This window comes from Bradyrhizobium sp. WD16 (assembly GCF_024181725.1).
Taxonomy (GTDB): Bacteria; Pseudomonadota; Alphaproteobacteria; order Rhizobiales; family Xanthobacteraceae; genus Bradyrhizobium_A.
The window spans coordinates 4,245,507-4,266,672 of sequence record NZ_CP028908.1 but is presented as its reverse complement, the minus strand read 5'-3'; the positions used below and the strand labels follow the sequence as shown (position 1 = coordinate 4,266,672).

The 21,166-nt window shown below is 65.6% G+C and carries 22 protein-coding genes; 13 read left to right on the top strand and 9 right to left on the bottom strand.

Annotated features, from left to right (window positions below; all coding sequences use genetic code 11):
• Positions 1-8: 8 nt before the first annotated feature.
• The 4 genes from DB459_RS19825 (at position 9) to rpmG (ending at position 3,075) form a co-directional block, all read left to right on the top strand.
• A complete protein-coding gene (locus tag DB459_RS19825; RefSeq protein WP_371926998.1) occupies positions 9-431 on the top strand; it encodes a DUF983 domain-containing protein in 423 nt (140 codons plus the stop codon).
• A gap of 141 nt (positions 432-572) precedes the next feature.
• Entirely contained in the window at positions 573-1,337 is a 765-nt protein-coding gene (locus DB459_RS19820; RefSeq protein ID WP_253706950.1) for an NUDIX domain-containing protein, read from the top strand.
• A 42-nt stretch (positions 1,338-1,379) separates the two neighbouring features.
• Positions 1,380-2,705: an LLM class flavin-dependent oxidoreductase gene (locus DB459_RS19815; protein ID WP_253706949.1), complete on the top strand. Its 1,326-nt coding sequence runs from the start codon at positions 1,380-1,382 to the stop codon at positions 2,703-2,705.
• 202 nt (positions 2,706-2,907) lie between these two features.
• The gene (rpmG, locus tag DB459_RS19810; protein ID WP_002712167.1) at positions 2,908-3,075 is read left to right on the top strand and encodes a 50S ribosomal protein L33; all 168 of its coding nucleotides are present in this window, start codon (positions 2,908-2,910) and stop codon (positions 3,073-3,075) included.
• A 108-nt stretch (positions 3,076-3,183) separates the two neighbouring features.
• Here the strand turns inward: rpmG and DB459_RS19805 are convergent, their stop codons facing one another.
• Both DB459_RS19805 and DB459_RS19800 read right to left on the bottom strand, forming a co-directional pair.
• On the bottom strand, positions 3,184-4,557 hold the full coding sequence (locus tag DB459_RS19805) for a PleD family two-component system response regulator (RefSeq protein ID WP_253706948.1): 1,374 nt from the start codon (positions 4,555-4,557) through the stop codon (positions 3,184-3,186).
• 12 nt (positions 4,558-4,569) lie between these two features.
• Positions 4,570-4,935, bottom strand: a complete 366-nt coding sequence (locus DB459_RS19800; protein ID WP_253706947.1) for a response regulator — start codon at positions 4,933-4,935, stop codon at positions 4,570-4,572.
• A gap of 211 nt (positions 4,936-5,146) precedes the next feature.
• Here DB459_RS19800 and DB459_RS19795 point away from each other — a divergent pair, with 211 nt between their 5' ends.
• Together DB459_RS19795 and DB459_RS19790 are read left to right on the top strand one after the other, a co-directional pair.
• Positions 5,147-5,443 (top strand): DUF3572 domain-containing protein, encoded by a 297-nt coding sequence (locus DB459_RS19795; protein ID WP_253706946.1) that lies wholly within the window; start codon positions 5,147-5,149, stop codon positions 5,441-5,443.
• Positions 5,422-6,726, top strand: coding sequence for a DNA polymerase IV (locus tag DB459_RS19790; RefSeq protein ID WP_371926997.1), 1,305 nt, complete (start codon positions 5,422-5,424; stop codon positions 6,724-6,726). The genes DB459_RS19795 and DB459_RS19790 overlap by 22 nt, the downstream gene beginning before the upstream one ends.
• Positions 6,727-7,089: 363 nt before the next feature.
• Here DB459_RS19790 and DB459_RS19785 read toward each other — a convergent pair whose 3' ends face one another.
• Complete coding sequence (locus DB459_RS19785) at positions 7,090-7,983, bottom strand: cell envelope integrity EipB family protein (RefSeq protein ID WP_371926783.1); 894 nt, start codon at positions 7,981-7,983, stop codon at positions 7,090-7,092.
• A gap of 394 nt (positions 7,984-8,377) precedes the next feature.
• Between DB459_RS19785 and DB459_RS19780 the strand changes: the two genes are divergently transcribed.
• The 5 genes from DB459_RS19780 (at position 8,378) to DB459_RS19760 (ending at position 12,457) form a co-directional block, all read left to right on the top strand.
• On the top strand, positions 8,378-8,845 hold the full coding sequence (locus tag DB459_RS19780) for a RidA family protein (protein ID WP_253706944.1): 468 nt from the start codon (positions 8,378-8,380) through the stop codon (positions 8,843-8,845).
• An 8-nt stretch (positions 8,846-8,853) separates the two neighbouring features.
• A complete protein-coding gene (locus tag DB459_RS19775) occupies positions 8,854-9,600 on the top strand; it encodes a glycerophosphodiester phosphodiesterase family protein (protein ID WP_253706943.1) in 747 nt (248 codons plus the stop codon).
• A 134-nt stretch (positions 9,601-9,734) separates the two neighbouring features.
• Complete coding sequence (locus tag DB459_RS19770; RefSeq protein ID WP_253706942.1) at positions 9,735-10,916, top strand: GNAT family N-acetyltransferase; 1,182 nt, start codon at positions 9,735-9,737, stop codon at positions 10,914-10,916.
• Between the two features lie 74 nt (positions 10,917-10,990).
• Positions 10,991-11,416: an HIT family protein gene (locus tag DB459_RS19765; protein WP_253706941.1), complete on the top strand. Its 426-nt coding sequence runs from the start codon at positions 10,991-10,993 to the stop codon at positions 11,414-11,416.
• Positions 11,417-11,728: 312 nt separating this feature from the next.
• Positions 11,729-12,457: an outer membrane protein gene (locus tag DB459_RS19760; RefSeq protein ID WP_253706940.1), complete on the top strand. Its 729-nt coding sequence runs from the start codon at positions 11,729-11,731 to the stop codon at positions 12,455-12,457.
• Positions 12,458-12,609: 152 nt separating this feature from the next.
• Here DB459_RS19760 and DB459_RS19755 read toward each other — a convergent pair whose 3' ends face one another.
• Positions 12,610-12,957, bottom strand: coding sequence for an AzlD domain-containing protein (locus tag DB459_RS19755; protein ID WP_253706939.1), 348 nt, complete (start codon positions 12,955-12,957; stop codon positions 12,610-12,612).
• Positions 12,954-13,688 (bottom strand): AzlC family ABC transporter permease, encoded by a 735-nt coding sequence (locus DB459_RS19750; RefSeq protein ID WP_371926996.1) that lies wholly within the window; start codon positions 13,686-13,688, stop codon positions 12,954-12,956. The genes DB459_RS19755 and DB459_RS19750 overlap by 4 nt, the downstream gene beginning before the upstream one ends.
• 239 nt (positions 13,689-13,927) lie before the next feature.
• Between DB459_RS19750 and DB459_RS19745 the strand changes: the two genes are divergently transcribed.
• A complete protein-coding gene (locus DB459_RS19745) occupies positions 13,928-14,236 on the top strand; it encodes a PilZ domain-containing protein (protein WP_253706937.1) in 309 nt (102 codons plus the stop codon).
• 48 nt (positions 14,237-14,284) lie between these two features.
• Here the strand turns inward: DB459_RS19745 and DB459_RS19740 are convergent, their stop codons facing one another.
• From DB459_RS19740 to DB459_RS19730, 3 genes are all read right to left on the bottom strand, one after another.
• Positions 14,285-15,268 (bottom strand): lytic transglycosylase domain-containing protein, encoded by a 984-nt coding sequence (locus DB459_RS19740; RefSeq protein WP_253706935.1) that lies wholly within the window; start codon positions 15,266-15,268, stop codon positions 14,285-14,287.
• 83 nt (positions 15,269-15,351) lie between these two features.
• Positions 15,352-16,389, bottom strand: a complete 1,038-nt coding sequence (locus tag DB459_RS19735; protein WP_253706934.1) for a phenylacetaldoxime dehydratase family protein — start codon at positions 16,387-16,389, stop codon at positions 15,352-15,354.
• Between the two features lie 12 nt (positions 16,390-16,401).
• Positions 16,402-17,424 (bottom strand): carbon-nitrogen hydrolase family protein, encoded by a 1,023-nt coding sequence (locus DB459_RS19730; protein ID WP_253706933.1) that lies wholly within the window; start codon positions 17,422-17,424, stop codon positions 16,402-16,404.
• Between the two features lie 235 nt (positions 17,425-17,659).
• Between DB459_RS19730 and DB459_RS19725 the strand changes: the two genes are divergently transcribed.
• Entirely contained in the window at positions 17,660-18,634 is a 975-nt protein-coding gene (locus DB459_RS19725) for a helix-turn-helix domain-containing protein (protein WP_253706932.1), read from the top strand.
• A gap of 95 nt (positions 18,635-18,729) precedes the next feature.
• Here the strand turns inward: DB459_RS19725 and clpA are convergent, their stop codons facing one another.
• Positions 18,730-21,129 carry an ATP-dependent Clp protease ATP-binding subunit ClpA gene (gene clpA, locus DB459_RS19720; protein ID WP_253706931.1) on the bottom strand — a complete coding sequence of 800 codons (2,400 nt, stop codon included), beginning with the start codon at positions 21,127-21,129 and terminating at the stop codon, positions 18,730-18,732.
• Positions 21,130-21,166 lie beyond the last annotated feature (37 nt).

Genomic DNA, 21,166 nt, shown 5'->3' with positions numbered 1-21,166 from the left:
CCACCGACATGCCGCCGGCTCAGACCAGCTGGATTTCCGGCGCTGAAGAATTGCCGCGCCGCAACGTCTGGCGGGCGATCGCCCGCGGCCTGCGCGGCCGCTGCCCCCATTGCGGCAAGGGCAAGCTGTTCAGCGGCTTCCTCAAGGTCGCGGCGAATTGCTCGGCGTGCGGCGAAGATCTGTCCCATCATCGCGCCGACGACCTCCCCGCCTATCTCGTCATCGTCGTGGTCGGCCACATCATGGTGCCGCTGGTGCTGTGGATCGAGACCGATTACGCGCCGCCGGTGCCGGTGCAGCTCGCCGTCTATCTGCCCCTGACCCTGGCCTTCGCGCTGGTCCTGCTGCAGCCGGTCAAGGGCGCCGTGGTCGGATTGCAGTGGGCCTTCCGGATGCACGGCTTCGGCGTCGCCCACGACGATCCCGCGTAAGCCGCGGCACCGCGATCGAGCCTTGAATCGACTCTTGCCGATCGGCCAGATCGTGAATCGTCCGCGACCCGACCGGGCCCGCGGCATTGACCAAACAACGATCGAGCATCGATCAGAAAAAATTCAGGGGCGGAAGCCGCGATGACCACCGGGCAATCTCCGGCTTATGTGGCGGACGAGAAGGAAGACCATAGCCATCCTTATTTCCGCCCCCGCGACGCTGCGACCCTGATCCTGATCGACCGCTCCGGCCCACGGCCGAAAGTGCTCGTCGGCAGACGCCACGACAAGGTGGTGTTCATGCCCGGCAAATACGTCTTCCCCGGCGGCCGCGTCGACAAGTCCGACAACCGCATTCCGGTCGCCGCGCCAATCGCCGCGGAGCTCGAGTCCAATCTCCTGATGGGCAGCCCGAAGATCACGCCCGCACGCGCCCGCGCGCTCACGGTGGCGGCGATCCGCGAGGCCTGCGAGGAGACCGGCCTTTGTCTCGGCCGCAGCGTCGCGGCGCCAGCGACCAGGTCCGTCGCGAAACTCGATGGCGCCTGGAAGCCGTTCGCCGAAAACAATCTGCTGCCGGACCCCTCCGGCCTGTTCCTGATCGCCCGGGCGATCACGCCGCCGGGACGGGTGCGGCGTTTCGATACGCGCTTCTTCTCGGCGGACGCCGCGGCCATTGCCCACCACGTGCCCGGGGTCGTTCATGCGGATGCCGAACTCGTCGAACTCGTCTGGGTCGAGATCGGCTCGGAGCCGCTCAAGGACGCGCACAACATGACCAAGGCGGTGCTGCGTCAACTCGACGAGCGCCTCGCCGGCGGTCCGCTGCGCCACGACGCGCCGATCCCGTTCTTCCACTGGTATGGCGGCGCCATGCAACGGGACACGCTTGCGCCAGCAGGCTGAGGCCTTACATGCCCTCCCTCGATATCACGGGGGAGTCCGCCGATGACCGCACGTCGTCAACTGAAGCTCGGCGCATTCATGCGTCCGGTCAGTCTCCACACCGGCGCCTGGCGCTATCCCGGAGCATGGCCCGACGCGAATTTCAACTTTTCGCATCTCAAATATTTCATTCAGACGCTGGAACGTGGAAAATTCGACGCGTTCTTCATGGCGGATCACCTCGCGGTTCTGAACATGCCGGTCGCCGCGCTCAGGCGCAGCCACACGGTGACGTCCTTCGAGCCCTTCACGCTGCTCTCGGCGCTCTCCACCGTCACCGAACGCATCGGCCTCGTCGCCACCGCTTCCACCACCTTCGACGAGCCCTACCACATCGCACGGCGCTTCGCCTCGCTTGACCATATCAGCGGCGGACGGGCCGGCTGGAACATCGTCACCACCTCCAACCCCGACGCCGCGCTGAATTTCGGCCGCGACGAGCATATGGAGCATGATGAGCGCTATCGACGCGCCCGCGAGTTCTTCGATGTCGTCACCGGCCTATGGGATTCCTTCGCCGATGATGCCTTTGTCCGTGACGTCGACAGCGGAATCTATGTCGATCCCACGCGCATGCATGTGCTCGACCACAACGGCAGCCATCTCTCGGTACGCGGCCCTCTCAACATCGCCCGCCCGCCCCAGGGCTGGCCGGTGATCGTCCAGGCCGGCGCTTCCGACGCCGGTCGCCAGCTCGCCGCCGAAACCGCCGAGGTGATCTTCGGCGCCGCGCCGCACATCGCGGCGGGCCGGTCTTTCTACACGAACATCAAGGGCCGGCTCGACCGCCTCGGCCGGCGGCGCGAGCATCTCAAGATTCTGCCGGGTGCCTTCCTGGTCGTCGGCGACAGCGTCGCCGAGGCGCAGGACAAGCTCGCGCTGCTCGACAGCTGCGTGCACGAGGACAGCGGCATCGCCTCGCTCTCGGTGGTGCTCGGCCATGACGCATCGCGTTTCGACCTCGACGCGCCACTGCCTGATCTGCCCGAGACCAATGCCAGCCAGAGCGGCCGCGCCCGGGTGATCGACCTCGCCCGCCGCGAGAACCTGACCGTTCGCCAGCTCGCCCGCCATTTCGGCGGATTCGGCGGGCTGAAATTCGTCGGGACCGCCAAGACCATCGCCGATGAAATGCAGGAATGGCTGGAAACCGACGCCTGCGACGGCTTCAACGTCATGTTCCCCTATCTCCCCATGGGGCTCGATGACGTGGTTGAAAAGGTCGTTCCGGAACTGCAGCGGCGAGGCCTGTTCCGCACTGAATACGAGGGCACGACGCTGCGCGACCATCTCGGCCTGCCGCGGCCGGCCAACCGGTTTTTCGGCTGAGGGACCGGCTATCCCGCCATCGGCCGGACGAACGCGACGAATCGGGCCAAAACGCCCCGAATTCGGCCCTTTGGGCGGTCCGCTGGGCGGTAATTTCGCTTGCCCAGCTTGACTTTGGGGCAATCCCGGCTAGTTTGCCGGCCAAACGCGGGTCGCCCGTCCGGCCCGCTTTTCGCATTTTTCCGGCACCGAAGGATTTGCCATGGCCAAAGCGGTCACCATCAAGGTCAAGCTGGTCTCCAGCGCCGACACCGGCTTCTACTATGTGGCCAAGAAGAACTCGCGCACGATGACCGACAAGCTGGTCAAGAAGAAGTACGACCCGGTCGCCAAGAAGCACGTCGAGTTCCGCGAAGCCAAGATCAAGTAAGATCGGCGCTCGCCCGCGAGTTGTGCGAACGGAGCCGTGAGGCTCCGTTTTTGTTTCTGGACCTGCTCGACATTTTTTGCGCCTCGCGCCTCGCGCGAAAACCGGCCGTCAGGCCGCGTCGGCGACCACGCGATTGCGGCCATCGCGTTTGGCGCGGTACAGAGCCTGATCGGCGCGCTTCATCAGTACCGACACCGCTTCGCCCCCGCGATCGAGCACCGAGATGCCCACCGAGATCGTGACGTCGATGCGCTTTGCGCCCTTCTCGATCGCAAAGGATTCGCCGGCGATCGCCCGCCGCAGCCGTTCGGCGACAAGTCCGGCGACACGCAGGTCGGTCTCGGGCATCACCACCACGAACTCCTCGCCGCCGTAGCGGCAGGCGAGATCGATACCGCGGATCGACTTGCGGACGCGCACCGCGAAATCGCGCAGCACCTCGTCGCCGGCATCGTGGCCGTAGGTGTCGTTGATCGACTTGAAGTGATCGATATCGAGAATCATCAGCGCCAGGGGCTTGCCGCGGCCCGCGGCCTGCTCGGCGAGCGCCGCGAGATGGCTCTCCATGTAACGGCGGTTGTGCAACCCCGTGAGCGCGTCGGTGATCGCCATCTCGATGGAATTGGCGACGTTGTCACGCAACTGCTCGGTGTAGCGGCGACGGCGAATCTGGGTGCGGGCGCGGGCCAGCAATTCGTTCTTGTCCACCGGCCGCAGCAGGTAATCGTTGACGCCGATCTCGAGCCCGCGCAACAGCCGGGCATTGCTGTCGGCATCCGCGATGGCGAGGATCGGCACATGCCTGGTGCGCTCCAGCGAGCGTGCCTGGCTGCACAGCCGCAGACCGTCGAAATTTTCCAGCCCGAGCGAGACGATGAGCAGGTCGTAATTGCCTTCCGCGGCGTGGAACAGCGCCTCGGCGGGATCGGCCTCGACGTCGACATCGTGCTCGGTGCCGAGCACGGGCGCCAGCCGTTCGTAGGACGAGGGCCGGTCGTCGATGAGCAGCACGCGCCCGCCCTTGCCGGGATCGGACATCGCATCGCGCTCGGGACCCTGAATGCCGATCTCGCGTGTGGTGAGCGCGCGCATGCGCAATTCATCGGTCATCATCTTCAGCCGCGTCAGCGACCGCACGCGGGCGATCAGCACAACGTCCGACACAGGCTTGGTGAGGAAATCGTCGGCACCGGCCTCCAGTCCGCGCACCCGATCGGCAGGGCTGTCGAGGGCGGTGACCATCACCACCGGGATGTAATGGGTCCTGGGATTCGACTTGAGGTGGCGGCAGACTTCGAAGCCGTCCATATCCGGCATCATCACGTCGAGCAGCACGATGTCGCATTCGGCGCGCTCGCAGATATCGAGCGCCTCGCGACCGGATCTCGCCGTCAGGACGTCCAGATATTCGGCCGACAGCCGCGCCTCGAGCAGCTTCACATTGGCGGCGATATCGTCGACGACCAGAACCCGCGCGGACATTCCTGCACATCCCTACCCGATGAACTGCCGCACCGTTTCGATGAATTTGCCCACCGAGATCGGCTTCGACAGATACGCCTCGCAGCCGCCTTCGCGGATACGTTCCTCGTCGCCCTTCATCGCGAAAGCCGTCACCGCGACCACCGGGATCGCGCGCAGCGCCGGATCGGACTTGATCCAGCGCGTCACGTCGAGGCCCGAGACCTCGGGCAGCTGGATGTCCATGAGGATCAGGTCCGGCTTGTGCCGGCGCACGAGCTCGATCGCATCGGTGCCGCGATTGGTGGCGACCGTCGCATAGCCATGCGCCTCGAGCAGGTCGCGGAAGAGCTTCATGTTGAGCTCGTTATCTTCCACGATCAGGACGGTCTTGGTCACGCCGCCCTCCCCATTCCCGTCGAAATCCCCGCCCTGCCCCTGCCGCCGTTCTGCATGCCGTCGCGCCCATTGAACGTGCGCCCGTTGAAGAAATGCATCCGGCGCGGACCATCGCCGCGGATCTGAGGCCGCGTCGCTTGATACCGCTCCGGTGACTCGGGCATGATGGCCAAAGTAGAGAGGATAAGTTACGGAAAGGCAAATGTGATCAATGGCCAAGCGCCCCCTCGACGCCCGCGAAACCGCTGAGATTGTGGCGATTCAGGCGCTTTCCTTCATCGCCGCCGACGGCGAGCGGCTGGGCCGGTTCCTGGCCGAGACCGGAATCGGGCCGGAAACCCTGCGCGCCGCCGCGAAGGATCCGTCCTTCCTTGCCGGGGTGCTCGACTTCCTCCTTCGCGACGACACCCTGCTCCAGGCCTTTTCCGAATCGTCCCATCTCGACGCCAAGATCGTCTCCAATGCCCGCCAAACCCTGGAACCGACCTGGGAGCGCGATGTGCCGTGACCGTGGGGCCGCAGTGCTTCTGCCGCGACTGCCTGACCGACCTGCCCCCTGACGCGCGCCGCTGCACGGCCTGCGGCTCGCCGCGGCTGGTGCGGCATCAGCATCTGCACGCCCTCTCGCTCGCCCATATCGATTGCGACGCGTTCTACGCCACGGTCGAAAAGCGCGACGATCCGGCCATTGCCGACCGGCCGGTGATCATCGGCGGCGGCCGACGCGGCGTCGTCAGCGCGGCCTGCTACATCGCCCGCACCTTCGGCGTGCGCTCGGCGATGCCGATGTTCAAGGCGCTCGAACTCTGTCCCGACGCCGCGGTGGTGCGCCCCGACATGGCGAAATATGTCCGCGTCGGCCGTGAGGTCCGCAACGCGATGCGGGCGCTGACGCCGCTGGTCGAGCCGCTGTCCATCGACGAAGCGTTTCTCGATTTGTCCGGCACCGAGCGGCTGCACGGCATGATCCCGGCCAAGGTGCTGGCACGTTTCGCCCGCGACATCGAACGCGATATCGGCATCACGGTCTCCGTCGGCCTCTCGGTCAACAAGTTCCTCGCCAAGATTGCCTCGGATCTCGACAAGCCGCGCGGCTTCGCCACCCTGGCGCAGGACGAAGCGGCGACCATGCTGGCGCCGAAGCCGGTCGGCTTCATCTTCGGTGTCGGCCCCGCGACCGAGCAGCGGCTTGCACAGCGCGGCTTTCGCCTCGTCGGCGACCTCCAGCGCGCCGACGAGACCGACTTGATGAAGCAGTTCGGCCCCGAGGGACGAAGGCTATGGCGGCTGGCGCGCGGCATCGACGATCGCCGCGTGGTTGCCGACCGCGACGCCAAGACGATCTCGAGCGAGACCACCTTCGACACCGACATCCGCGACTTGCCGACGCTCGAGAAGGTGCTCTGGCGGCTCTGCGAGAAAGTTTCGGCGCGGCTCAAGAGCGGCGAACTCGCCGGCTCCACCATCACCCTGAAATTGAAGACCGCGGATTTCCGCCAGCGGACCCGGTCGCAATCGATCAGCGGTCCGACCCAGCTCGCCGGGAAGCTCTTCGCGATCACCCGGGACATGCTGGCCAAAGAGACCGACGGCACCACGTTTCGCCTGATCGGCGCCGGGGTGAGCGCGCTCAAGCCGGCCGCTGCTGCCGCTGACGACAGCGACCTCCTCGACCGGCGCAGCGCTCACGCCGAGCGGGCGATGGACGACCTGCGGCGGAAGTTCGGGGATGCGGCCGTGATGCGCGGCATCGCCTTCGGCGGCAGTGCCAAACGGCCGGCATCGTCCTAGTGTCCCGTCTCCGAATGACCGCTACGTTTGCCTCGCGCTCGCACGGTCATTCGGAGACATAGGGACACTAGCAAAATCAAAGTGTAGTGTGGCTTATGTCTCGCAATTGCCTACAGGGGCTTGCCGCAAAGGGCATAGGCAATTGCGAGACGCCACACTAGTGTCCTGTCTCCGAATGACCGCTTCATTTGCCTCACCCTCGCACGGTCATTCGGAGACATCAGGACACTAGCATCAATATGATTCTAGTGCGGTTTTGGATCTGACGCGCGTTTGAAGAGCTCGCTGCAATGCTGAAACGAGCGTCAGATCCACCTGACGCGCGTATCGGCATCCAAGCAAGCCGTCCCTGGAAAGCGAGCCTTACGGCTTGCAGTCCTTGCTGTCCTTGACCTCGAACTTGTTCATGGCGCCGGCGATGACGAAATCGTTGTAGTCGAGCACCAGGGACCGCGACACGCCGTTTTCATAGAGCTCAAACGACATGGCGTAGACCGGGGTCTGCTCGCCGCTGTCCGGCTTCGCCGCGCGATCGTAATAGCTCACCGTCACCGGCCAGCGCGTGACCGACTTCAGGGCGTCGCTCTGCGTCGCGGCATCGGCCTTGGCCGGCGCGCGGTCGCCGGGAATGGGCTGTCCGATCACGGCGAGGGTGTTGTAGACCTTCTCACCATCGTCCGAACCGTCATAGACGACAAGCTCGAGCACCGACTTGCCTTCTTTCGCCGCAGCGATGATGCGCCTGACCTGCTCGGTCGGGAAAACCGTGTCCGGTCCGAGGGTGAAGCTCTTCTGCTTCGGCAGCGTGAGCTTGACCGTCACCCCGCTGCCCGAATGCTCGGCGATGCCGTCGACCTGGGTCGGCGTGCCGTCATTCATCCGGGTCTCGATCTTGAAGCGATAGCTCTTGCCGTCGGCATCCTCCCAGCTCGTCGAGCGCAGGTCGCTGGTCGTGGTCTTGTTCTCGCCGCCCTGCAGCTCCGAGATCTGGCGGAAGTCGGTGGTGAAGCCTTCGCAGGCATTGCCGGCGAAGCTGTAGGCGATCCGTCCGCGAGCATCGTTGATGCTGGCATTGCCGCGCGCCTTGCGCAGGCTGAGCTCGTAGACGGCCTGATGGGCGAGGAACGGCATGGCGGCAGGAGGTGCCGGTGCGGCCGGCGCCGCCGGCGCGGCGAAAGCCAGCTTCGCACCCAGCACCAGGCCGACGACCGCCAGCGGAACCGCACGCATCCCGAAAACTTGCCAACGGCCGATCATGCCGCCTCCTGAAACTGTCCCGCCCGGATCGCGCGGGAGCGAAGATCGAAAGATTAGATGCGATCCGGCGGGGTCGCAATCAGCCCTAGTGTCCCGTCTCCGAATTACCGCTTCGTTTGCCTCACCCTCGCACGGTCATTCGGAGACATCGGGACACTAGCAAAATCAAAAAGCTAGTGTGGCTTATGTCTCGCAATTGCCTACAGGGGCTTGCCGCAAAGGGCATAGGCAATTGCGAGACGCCACACTAGTGCGGTGGATCTGACGCTCGTATCAGTGGTTGAGGTCGCCCGCCGCAGGCCTGCTTGGTCCCGCTTGATGGGCGAATTAAGGCCGGATAGGTTCGGGCCGCAACGCATAATCCCCTTCCCTTCAATTCAAGGATCTTCGAAACATGACCGGTTCGGTTGAGCAGAAACTCGCGGCATTGGGCATCACCCTGCATACGCCCGCCGCCCCGGTGGCCAATTACGCCGCCTTCGTCCGGACGGGCAATCTGCTCGTGGTGTCCGGCCAGGTCTGTTTCGATGCCGACGGCAAGCTGGTGGCGAAAGGCAAGCTCGGAGCCGGCGTCAGCGTCGATCAGGGGGTGGCAGCCGCACGCGCCTGCGCCATCAACCTGCTCGCCCAGGCCAAGGCCGCGCTCGGCGATCTCGACAAGGTGACGCGGGTGGTCCGGCTCGGCGGCTTCGTCAATTCGGCGCCTGATTTTCTCGACGGCCCGAAGGTGTTGAACGGCGCCTCGGACCTCATGGTCGCCGCCTTCGGCGACAAGGGCCGTCATGCCCGCTCGACCGTCGGCGTCGCCGCGCTTCCGGCGGATGCCGCCGTCGAAGTCGAAGCCATGTTCGAGGTCGGCTGAGACCGCAGGTGCGCACTCCCGCCTGGCTCACGGCCCAACCGGTCGCCCACCGCGGATTGCACGACCGCAGCCGCGGCGTCATCGAGAATACACCCTCGTCTGTCGCCGCGGCGGCGCAAGCTGGCTTCGCCATCGAGGTCGACCTGCAGCTGTCGTCCGACGGCGAGGCGATGGTGCATCATGACTTCGCCCTCGGTCGCCTCACCGAAGGCAGCGGCGAACTCGCGGGCTTCACGGCGGCGGATCTCAGACAGGTCGCCTTTCGCGACACCGGCGATCACATGATGACGCTGGGCGATCTCTGCACCCTGGTCGGGGGCCGCGTGCCGCTGGTGCTGGAAATCAAGAGCCGGTTCGAAGGCGACCGTCGTCTGGTCCGGCGCATGATCGAGGTGCTCAAGGCCTATTCCGGCCCGGCGGCCGCGATGTCCTTCGATCCCGATCAGGTCCTGGCGCTGCGCGAACTGGCGCCGTCGCTGCCGCGGGGCATCGTCGCCCAGCGCAGCTATGATGACGCATATTGGACGGAGCTGCCGGCCGACAAGCGGCGCGGCATGCTGCATCTTCGCCACGGCCTGCGCACGCAGCCGCACTTCGTCGCCTACTGGATCGAGCAGTTGCCGGCGCCGGCGCCCTGGATCGCCCGCAACATCTTCGGCTGCCCGCTGCTGACCTGGACGGTTCGCACGCCGGCGCAGCGCGCCCGCGCCGCCCGCCATGCCGACCAGATCATCTTCGAGGGATTTCTTCCCTGAGACGCGTTTTCGTCCGCGAACCGGTATCCGCTTCGCGGGAAAACGCTCCAGTGCGGCTTGCAATCGCGGCGCCCGGCCACAATGTAAAATGCATGTTTGTCGACCGCCCTGGCCGGAACCGGCGTCCGCACTGAATGGCCGCTTCCGAGATTTTGCTGGAAGCCGTGCCGGCCGTGGCGAAGATCGCCGCGGCCGATTGGGATGCCTGTGCGAACCCGGCGGGCGCCCCCCACAATCCCTTCGTCAGCCATGCCTTCATCGCCGCCCTGGAGGCGTCCGGCTCGGCAGCGGCACGCACCGGCTGGGGACCTCGGCACCTCGTGGCCCGTCAGGACGGCCGCGTCATCGGCGTCGTTCCGAGCTACCTCAAGGCCCATTCCCAGGGGGAATATGTCTTCGACCACGGCTGGGCCGACGCCTATGAGCGAGCCGGCGGCCGCTACTATCCCAAGCTCCAGGCCAGCGTCCCATTCACGCCGGCAACCGGGCCGCGCCTCCTGGTGCGCAGCGGCGAGGACCGTGATGCCGTCCGCACGCTTCTCGCCAAGGGGCTGATCGGGATGTGCGATGCGCTGAACGCATCGTCGGTCCATGTCACCTTCGCACCCGAGGACGAATGGACCGCGCTCGCAGGCGCCGGCTTTCTCCAGCGGACCGACCAGCAATTTCACTGGCGCAACGACGGCTACCGCAGCTTCGAGGACTTCCTCGCCACCCTCGCCTCGCGCCATCGCAAGTCGATCCGGCGCGAGCGCCGCGACGCGCTGGCGCCGGGGATCACGGTCGAGCAGCTCACCGGCAGCGATATCACCGAGGAGGCCTGGGACGCCTATTTCGATTTCTACATCGAAACCGGATCCCGCAAATGGGGGCGCCCTTATCTCAACCGCGAATTCTATCGCCTGATCGGCGAGACCATGGCGGACAAGGTGCTGCTGGTGATGGCGCGACGCGCCGGCCGCTTCATCGCCGGCGCCATCAACTTCATCGGTTCGGATACGTTGTTCGGCCGCAACTGGGGTGCGATCGAACATCATCCCTTCCTGCATTTCGAGGTCTGCTACTATCAGGCCATCGATTTTGCGATTGCCCACGGCCTGAAGAAGGTCGAGGCCGGCGCCCAGGGCGAACACAAGATCGCCCGTGGCTACCTGCCCCAGACCACCTATTCGGCACACTACATTCCGGACCCGGCCTTCCGCCGCGCCGTGCGCGACTATCTCGCCCGGGAACGCGCCCATGTCGCCGAAGCGGTGCGCGAACTCACCGACGCCGGTCCGTTCCGCAAGGATGCAGGCGCGGAAGGCGGCGCCTGAGGCTCCCTTGACCGCCGCGGCGGCCGTGGCAACAGTGACGCCGAGCCGATGGGCGACAGTGTGACGAGGGTGCGATGACCTACGATGCTAACAATATTTTCGCGAAGATCCTGCGCGGCGAAATCCCCTGCTACAAGGTTTACGAGGACGACCATACCCTCGCCTTCCTCGACATCATGCCGCGTTCGATCGGCCATACCCTGGTGATCCCCAAGGCTCCGGCCCGCAATGTGCTGGATATCGCGCCGGAGGATTTCGCCCACGTCGCCCGCACCGCGCACAAGATCGCCGGCGCGGCGAAGCGTGCCTTCAACGCCGATGGCATCACCATCCAGCAGTTCAGCGAACAGGCCGGTGGCCAGGCCGTGTTCCACCTGCACATTCACGTCATGCCGCGCATGCTGGGCGTCGCCCTGGTGCCGCCGATGAGCAACAAGGAATCGCCGACAGTGCTGGAAGAGCATGCGGCTCGCCTGAAAGCGGCGCTCACAGGGACGTGACTCGGCGGTTCGTCCGGGCGCAATCCTGGCGAGTCCGTGAATGCCTTAAAGTCGGGCTTCGACTGCCCGCGCTTGAAGCAAACTTAGCTCAATAAAATCAGAACGTTGGTGGGCTCTTCGCCGAAATGGCCGCGTGACGGTTCCATGAAATTTGGAAAAATCGTGACCTTTTCAAGGATTTACAGGTTCGGCGCGACCTCAAATCCGGCATTCGGTGTGGCCCGAGCGTCACAGCTTTCTTAAAGGAATCCCTGTATCAACCGCCTCATTCAAGCGCACCTCACTGCGCTGGGGATGTAAGTGGAGAGAATGATGAAGAAGATTTTGCTGGGTAGCGTGGCGCTGGTCGCGCTGGGCACGGCTTCGGCCTTTGCCGCCGACCTTCCGGCCCGTACCTACACCAAGGCTCCGGCCTATGTGCCGGCCCCGATCTACAACTGGACCGGGTTCTACATCGGTGGTCACATCGGTGGCGCCTTCAACGGCAGCGACAACATCTACGGCAGCGACGGCCGGTTCGCCGGCGGTGTGCAGGGCGGCGCTGACTATCAGTTCGCCCCGAACTGGGTGCTCGGTATCGAAGCCGAATACACCTGGGCCGCGCGCGACACCACCAACGTGCTGTTCACCGCGCCGCCTGCCGCGGTGCCGTTCACCGTTCAGGGCCGCAGCTCCGACTTCGGTTCGGTCACCGGCCGCCTCGGCTACACCTGGGGTCCGGCGCTGCTGTACGCCAAGGGCGGTCTCGCCTTCCGCGGCAACAACGACAACGTGAACGTGTTCAACACCGCCACCGGTGCGCCGCTCGCCTTCGCCGTCAGCCGCAAGGACACCGGCTACACCGTCGGTGCCGGCCTCGAGTACCTGTTCACCCCGAACTGGTCGGCCAAGGTCGAGTACCAGTACTACAACTTCGGCACCACCGACATCTCGGTGCCGGCCGCCGGCGGCGTTGTCAGCTACCGCGACGACGTCCACAGCGTGAAGGCCGGCCTGAACTACCGCTTCAACTGGGGCGGCCCGGTCGTCGCCAAGTACTGAGCGAAGTCCTGACGCATACTGACCGAGGTTCTCCACCGAGGACCCCGGTTCAGGACCACCACGAAAGCCCGGCTCCCGCGAGCCGGGCTTTTTCGTTTGGATGCTTTGCCGCTCGGAGCGCCATCGGCGCGACATCGCATCGCCGGTCCGGATCAGCGTCCCGACAGCAACATGCCGAGCACCAGCACGACCTCTCCGGTCACCACGCCGGCGAGGAGCGAGCGCCGCACCACAAGGAAGCCGACAAAACCCGAGGCCGCCGCCCCGAGCCGCAAGGCGGCGGGCACGGTGGCGAGGGCGCCCGGTGGCACGATCAGGATCTGGGCAATGACGCCGGCGAGAATAGCCGTCGCAACCGCCCTCACCCAGACCAGGGCCTCGGAACTTTCATCGATCCTGCGCCCGAGCAGGAATCCCACGAAGCGCCAGATCTCGTTGGGCAGGAAACCCGCCAGCACCAGCGTGGCATAGCTCTGCCATTCGCCCCAGAATCCGCTCATCCGCGCTTGCTCCAGCGGTGCCAGGCATAGGCCAGTGTCCCGGCGGCGCCACCGCCGATCAAGACGTCGACGCCGGTGTGGGCCAGCGACACCAGAGGCGTCGAAACGAGCCCCATCGCCAGCGCCAGGCGGTCAACCGTCAGGCGGCTGTTGCGGGTCGTCGAGATCAGGAAGGAGAGCGGCGTGAGGAACAGCACCGCTGCGCCGAGCAGCGGCGGCAGGTTGGCGGCCAATCCGAATCCGACCGCGGTGGCGGTCGCCGACACTGAGACCAGCCCGCAGCCCATCCCGTTGACGAAGGCGACGCGACGATGGCGCGGCACCGCCGGCAGCAGCCGATAGCTCTCCACCCACAATGTCACCGCGATGAAATGGGTCGGAAGCAGCAGGTGCCGCGCTCTGGTGGTGCGGTCGCGCATCATCGGCAACAGCGCCACCACCATGGGCATCAGGCGGATGGCGCTCAGCGTCACCGCCAGTGCGGCCTGGAGCACGGTGCCTCCGGCCCCCACGGTAGTCAGAAAGATGATCTGAGCCGGGGCGGCCCACACCAGGATCGTCGAGAGCATGGCCCAGGGCAGGCTGAAATGCAGGTCATGGGCCAGCGCCCCGACGCCGATATAGGTGACAAACAGGCTGTAGGTCAGAATGGAGCCGGCGGCAGCGCGCAGGCCGCGCAGGAAGGCGGCGCCTGCGCTGGCATAGCGGTCGCTCGGGACAGGCTGTTCGATCAAGATGGGCGACTCAGGATGGGTCGAAGGCGGGATGCTTCATCAGGCGCAAGGCAAGCGCGCGTCAACCCCGGCCCCTCGGTCGTGCCCCGCCCGCACTCACACGCAATAGTTGTAAGGAGGGCTAGCGTGGCCGCGATTAAGCATGGGGCGAGATCAACGCGAGGATTGCTTTTTTTCCCCCCACAACCTGTTTAAGAATTGCAACATCGTTAGCGACGCGTAAACTGGGGCGAAGCATGCAGGATCGGCGCAGGGACGTGCGGCACCGCGTGATCTATGGCGGCGTGCTGGCTTATAACGACCGCTTTTCGACGATGGATTGCGTGGTGCGTAATTTCACCGCGTCGGGCGCCAAGATCGCGCTGCCCGCCAATGCGATCCTGCCCGATCGGCTGGCGCTGGCGATCCGACGCAAGAACCAGGAATATGCCGCCCGTATCGTCTGGCGCAGCGAGCGGGAAATCGGCCTCGAATTCATCGACGACACCAACTCCCGCATCGTGTCGCTGGCAAAATGGCGCCATCGCCGCCCCAGCCGCGATTGATCGCCATCTGACAGGCGCCCCCTGCCCCTGTCTTTGCCCTTGCCCGCATCACACCGGGTTGCGCAACACCATGCAGGCCTGTCCGACGCGACGAATGCGTCCGCACAGATCATCGGCTTCGGCGCGGGACTCGGCGCCGACCCGCACCTGATAGAACATATGCGAGCCCCGGCTGCGCAGCACCCTGCCGAGCAGGTTCGGATCGCGGTCGCCGATCACCCCGGCAAGGCGTCTGACCGCGCGGGCATACATCGCAAGCGCGCGCTCACGCGAGAAACCGGCCGCAAGCTGAACGCCCCACGGGCGGGCCGCACCAAGCTTCACCTGCTGCTGGAGCTGCGCCACGAATGGGTTGGGTGCCCTGGTCAGAAGCGCCATCAATTCCCGGCAACCGGACGCGTTCTGTGGCGGCGGCGCGTCCTTGCGGCCGATCTCGCGCCAGTCTTCCACCGATGAGCCCGTGATCGCCTGCACATAGCTGCGCGTCTGGGCCGGCATCGATCCCGCGCCATCGAGCCATTCCTGAACCCGCCGCGCCCCGGCATTATACGCCGCCGCGGCGAGCCCGAGATTGCCGAACTGACCGCGCAGGTCGGCGAGAAACTCCGCCGATTTCGGCAGCGCCTGAACCGGATCAAACGGATCGAGCAGCCGCCGCTCATACGCGGTACCCGGCATGAATTGGGCGATGCCCTGGGCACGCTGGCCGCTGCGCGTGACCGGCCCGATCGCGTCGGGCTGAAACCGGCTCTCCTGCCAGATCACACGGGCGAAGAACTCAAGCGGCAGACTGTGATCCTTCGCCGCGGATTCGATCATCAGGCACATCGAGTCGCGGATCTGGGTGTCGCGCGCCTGCGCGTCATCATCGCCGGCCGGGGCGGCAGCCGTCGCCTGCCCGGCCGCCCGAGCATCGTCGGCCCGCGACGGCGCCGCCCAGGCGGCGACCACGAGGGCGACCGCAGGCAAGGCCAGGACGGCAAGTCCCAGCACCCTGCGACGGCGCACCCCGTGAACCGATCGATCGCCCATGTCGCCGTACAACTTAACGCAATTGCGCCTCGTCGCGTCAGCCCCCTCACGTCGTCGTGAGGCGCGCCGCCCTCGCAGCCCGGCTAATCGGCCGAGGTGGGGATGCCGTTCAAAAGCCCGGTTCCGCCGTGGCAGCCCGCATATTCGAAGAGCTGCTCGTCGGCGCGCACGACCGTGACCTCGTGATAGAGGCGGAGCTTCGCGCCAGGTCCCCGCGTCGACAGGTATTTCATCGCGGCGCCGAAGATCGCCACATGGGTCGGATGCGACTCCGCCCAACGTTCGAGCGCTTCGAGACTGCGCCACCAGCTCATGCCGTACGACTTGCACAGCGGCTCGCCCTCCCGGCTGCTGGCGCCAACATAGCGGTTGGCATAGCAGCCGATCTCCCTTCCGTTGTCGCGTAGGAAGTCCATGCCTTGGCGCAGGACCGGTTCGACATCGGTCAGATACATCTGCCGCTCGTCATCCTCCGCGTCGCCCCAGTCCTGACCCGACCTGATCAGGCAGAGATTGTCGTGTCCATGAATCCGGACGCGTCCGCCGGAACGCGACTCGCGCAATTCGCCCGAAGGTGCCAGGTCGCAGGTCTGCGACAGCGCGATGCGATCGCGCATGCCGCCCCAGTAGCCGTGCTCCTGGACTTCGCCACTCAGGCCGTCCGCCAGCACGGCGACACCCTCAGGACGTCCCAGCGATGAAAACAGCGTCTCATAGCGCTCCTGCGTCGGTCGGACGGCCTCGAGGAACACCCCGATCCCCGACGGCGGATCGAGCCAGCGATCCCTGACCGATGCGAGCCAACGATCGAACGCCGCCACATCGCTCCAATAGACGGCCATGATGATGTTGTCGTAGCCCGCACCATCGACGAAGCGGGCGCGATCCCAATGGGACGGTCCGCTCGCCTCGATGCAGCGATCCGACAACCACGACAGGACCGCGGCGACGGCAGGCGGCTCGGCGCCGAGATACTGCAGGCCGAAATACGCCATTACGGCGCGATGAGCAGCGGGCTTGAAGCGCGCCGAATAGGCCGGAACTGGCGGCCGGTAGTCGTCCGAGATGCGCCGGTGGCGTGTACGTTCGGTCCGCAGGTGGTCCGGGATGGCCGATTCCATGCCCACCTCCCGTCACGCGGTCGCAATGGTAACGGCCGGCTCGTCGGCGGCGGAGCCATCCACCGGGAGAGCGAAGTGTTCGACCCGGCGCGCCGGCGTCTTGTTGAACAACAGCCGCGTGACGTCGGGCCGTGAATAATGCCCGGCGGGATCGGCGGCATTCTTGGCGACGCCGATGGCGGCGAGATCGATCTCCGCGATCAGTAGACCTTCCTGGTCCGGCGCCAGTTGCGGCGCAACCAGGCTGCCGTCGGGGCCATAGATGGCGGCGAAGCCGCCGCCGGCATGAAGCAGCGCGTGCTTGTCCGGGCGATCGCACAACTCGTCGATCATCGCAGTCGAGACGGTTGCACAGGGGGCAAGAACGAAACAGGAGCCCTCCACGGCATAGACACGCGACGCGGCATTGTTGACCTCGGCGCCCAACGCCGGCGCGAACGGATCGTAGAGCGAGAAGCTCGGCCATGACGCGACATGGACCTGCTCGTTCTGGGCGTACATGGCGTATTTCGACAACGGCTGCAGATGCTCCCAGCAGCACAGCGCGCCGACCCGTCCGAGACCCGCGACGTCATGCACTGCGAGGTCGCTGCCGTCCCCCTCGCCATAGACCGTGCGCTCCGCGTGCGTCGGACGCAGCTTGCGCCGGCGGGCGATGGTCTCGCCGCCGGGACCGATCAGCCACTGCGCGATGTAGAGGCTGCCCCCGTCGCGTTCGGAGAGACCCAGAACGGCGGTCAGGCCGGCCTCAGCAACGGCCGCCGCGATCCGCTCGGCCTGTGCGCTGCCATAGGACAGCGAATTGTCGAAATAGCGCTGGGTGAAGCCGCGGCCGATGCACCAGGCCGGCGAATCCATCCAGATGTGCCACGGATAGCCCGGGATGAAGACCTCCGGAAAGGCGATCAGCCGGGCGCCGGCCGCGGCCGCCTCCTCGATCAGAGCGATGCACTTATCGACACTGCCATCGAGATCGAGCCAGGCCGGCGCCGCCTGCACCACCGCCACTTTGTATTTCGGATGTTCGATGCCCATTGCGAAGCTCCCTTGTTCCCTTGCCTGCCGGTCCGCCACGCCCCAGCGCCGTTGATCCGGCCCCACTTCGGGGTAAGCTTGCGCTGTCCGCCAAGGCCCGGCTCGACCGGGAGAGAACAAACACTCGACCGCGGACGCAGCGCGTCTCGCCGTACCCGGCCCGGTTCTTGCCTGCCGCTGACGACGAGGCCTTGCTGCACCGGGAAGGCGGCGAGTTCCATAGGGAGGGTGGATCATGGGCGTCCGGTTCAGCACCGATGCGGCACCGAGCTATCGGCGGTTGGCGCTCTGGCAGGACATCGTCTGCGACGTCTTCGTTGAACTCGACTGCCGGTCGGATCTCGGCGATGATTTCCACGGCGCCGTCCATCGCACCGATCTCGGCATGCTCGCCTGCACCGAGGTGGTTTCGAATGCGCAAAGGGTCGCGCGTACCCGCTCGCGCATTGCGCGCTCCAGGGATGAATGCGTTCTGGTGGCGGTCGGCCGCCGTGGCGAAGGGACGATCCGGCAGGACGATCGCGACCTGCTGCTGCGCCCCGGTGAGTTCGCCTATTACGACACGACGCGTCCCTATGAACTCGGCTTCGAGGCCGACTTCAGCCAGATCATCTTTCAACTTCCCCGCGCCTGCCTGCAGCAGCGGGTGCGCGGGCTCGAGCGTCTGACCGCGACGGCCTTCGACGGGCACCGGCCGCTGGCGCGCATCGCCCTCGATTTCCTTCATTCCCTGGCAGCCTGTCGCGACGAACTCGATACCGACACCGCGGCGCAACTTGGCGAACAGGCCGCCGATCTGATCGCGCTGGCGATCGCCGACCGTCTCGGCCAGAATCGGACCGAGACCACCAGCCATCGCGCCGCTTTGCTCTATCGCATCAAGCAGCACATCCGGGCGCACCTGTCGGACCCGGACCTGTCGCTCGGCGAATCCGCGGCGGCTCTCGGCATCTCGCCGCGCTATCTGAACAAGCTGCTTGCCGGTGAAGGCCAGTCTTTCCAGCGGCACGTCCTCGAGCAGCGGCTTGCGCTCGCCCGGCGCGACCTCTCCTTGCCACAGCAAGCCCATCGCCAGATCGGCGAGATCGCCTTCGCCTGGGGCTTCAACGATCTCTCCCATTTCGGCCGTGCCTTCCGCCGCCGCTACGGCGTGTCACCGCGGGATCTCCGCGAGCAGCGCGGCCGACCGGAAAGGAACGAGGCGGACTGAGGCGCCGTGGCGCGCCTGCCCCCAAGCATAACGGCCGGATCGAAGATCCGGCCGTTGTTCTCAACTCTGCAAGGACACTCCGGAAGAGAGCCGCGTCAGACCTTGACCAGCGGGCCCTTGGCCGCCCCGCCCTCGCCGGGCGTGTCGCCCTTGGGCTTGCGCGGCGGATTGCGCTTGCGCGATCCCGGCAGCTTCTCGGGCTTCGGCATTACCGGCCCGTCGAGGAATTCGAAGCCGATCTTGTCTTCGCCCGCCTCGTTCTTCACCAGCGCCACGCGGACATGACCGCCCGCCCGCAGCTTGCCGAACAGCACCTCGTCGGCCAGCGGCTTCTTGATGTGCTCCTGGATGACACGGGCCATCGGCCGCGCGCCCATCTGCTCATCGTAGCCGTGCTGGACCAGCCAAGCCTTGGCCGCCTCGGTCAGCTCGATGGTGACGTCGCGATCGGCAAGCTGGGCCTCCAGCTGAAGCACGAACTTCTCCACCACCATGCCGATGACGTCGGCGTTGAGATGGCTGAACGATACGATGGCGTCGAGCCGGTTGCGGAACTCCGGCGCGAACTGCCGGTTGATCGCCTCCTGGTCGTCGCCCTCCCGCTTGGTGCGGGTGAAGCCGAAGGCCTGCCGGGCGAGATCCGCCGCACCGGCATTGGTGGTCATGATCAGGATCACGTTGCGAAAATTGACCTGCTTGCCGTTGTGATCGGTGAGCCGGCCGTGATCCATGATCTGGAGCAGCACGTTGTAGAGATCGGGATGCGCCTTCTCGATCTCGTCCAGCAGCACCACGCAATGCGGATGCTGGTCGACGCCGTCGGTCAGCAGACCACCCTGATCGAAGCCGACATAGCCGGGAGGCGCGCCGATCAGGCGCGACACCGTATGCCGCTCCATGTATTCGGACATGTCGAAGCGCAGCAATTCCACCCCGAGAGACTCGGCGAGCTGTTTGGCGACCTCGGTCTTGCCGACCCCGGTCGGTCCGGAGAACAGGTAGCAGCCGATCGGCTTCTCCGGCTCGCGCAGCCCGGCGCGCGCCAGCTTGATCGACGCCGTAAGCGCCTCGATCGCCTTGTCCTGGCCGAACACCACACGCTTGAGCGTCTGCTCGAGATGCCTGAGCACCTCGGCATCGTCCTTCGACACACTTTTGGGCGGGATCCGCGCCATCGTGGCGATCGTGGTCTCGATCTCCTTCAGGCCGATCGTCTTCTTGCGCTTGTTCTCGGGCACCAGCATCTGCGCCGCGCCGGATTCGTCGATCACGTCGATCGCCTTGTCGGGCAGCTTGCGGTCGTGGATGTAGCGCGCCGACAGGTTGACCGCCGCCTCGATCGCCTCGGTGGTGTATTTCAGCTTGTGATAGTCCTCGAAATAGGGCTTGAGGCCCTTGAGGATGCCGATTGCATCCTCGACCGACGGCTCATTGACGTCGATCTTCTGGAAGCGCCGCACCAGGGCGCGGTCCTTCTCGAAATGCTGACGATATTCCTTGTAGGTCGTCGACCCCATGCAGCGGATTGTGCCCGAAGCCAGCGCGGGCTTGAGCAGGTTCGAGGCGTCCATGGCGCCGCCCGAGGTGGCGCCGGCGCCGATCACCGTATGGATTTCGTCGATGAACAGGATGGCGTTGGGATGCGCCTCCAGTTCCTTGATGACCTGCTTGAGCCGCTCCTCGAAATCGCCGCGGTAGCGGGTACCCGCCAGCAGCGTACCCATGTCGAGCGAGAACACTGTCGCCGCGCTCAGCACCTCGGGAACTTCGCCGTCGACGATGCGCTTGGCGAGGCCCTCTGCGATCGCCGTCTTGCCGACGCCAGCCTCGCCGACGAACAACGGATTGTTCTTCTGGCGACGGCACAGTACCTGGATGGCGCGGTTGATCTCGGCATTGCGACCAATCACCGGATCGATCTTGCCGTCGCGCGCCTTCTTGTTGAGGTTGACGCAATAATTCTCGAGCGCGTCGCCCTTCTTCTTGGCGTCGCCCTCGCTCTTGTGTTCGGTCTCCTCATCAACCCCTCGCACCGGCCGCGACTCCGACACGCCCGGACGCTTGGCGATGCCGTGACTGATGTAGTTGACGGCATCATAGCGGGTCATGTCCTGCTCCTGCAGGAAATAGGCCGCATGGCTCTCGCGCTCGGCGAAAATCGCGATCAGCACGTTGGCGCCAGTGACTTCCTCACGGCCCGATGACTGCACATGGATGACGGCGCGCTGGATCACGCGCTGGAAACCCGCGGTCGGCTTGGCATCGTCGCCGCCGTCCGCCACCAGATTCTCGAACTCGGTCTCGAGATAATTGACGAGGCTGGCGCGCAGCTTGTCGAGATCGACATTGCAGGCGCGCATTACCGCAGCGGCGTCGGAATCGTCGATTAGCGACAGCAGCAGGTGTTCGAGCGTCGCGTACTGATGATGACGCTCATTGGCGATCGCCAGCGCGCGATGCAGGGATTGTTCGAGACTCTGAGAAAAAGTCGGCATTGAAGTCCTCTGTGGCCCCCACAGTCGTACAGTCGTC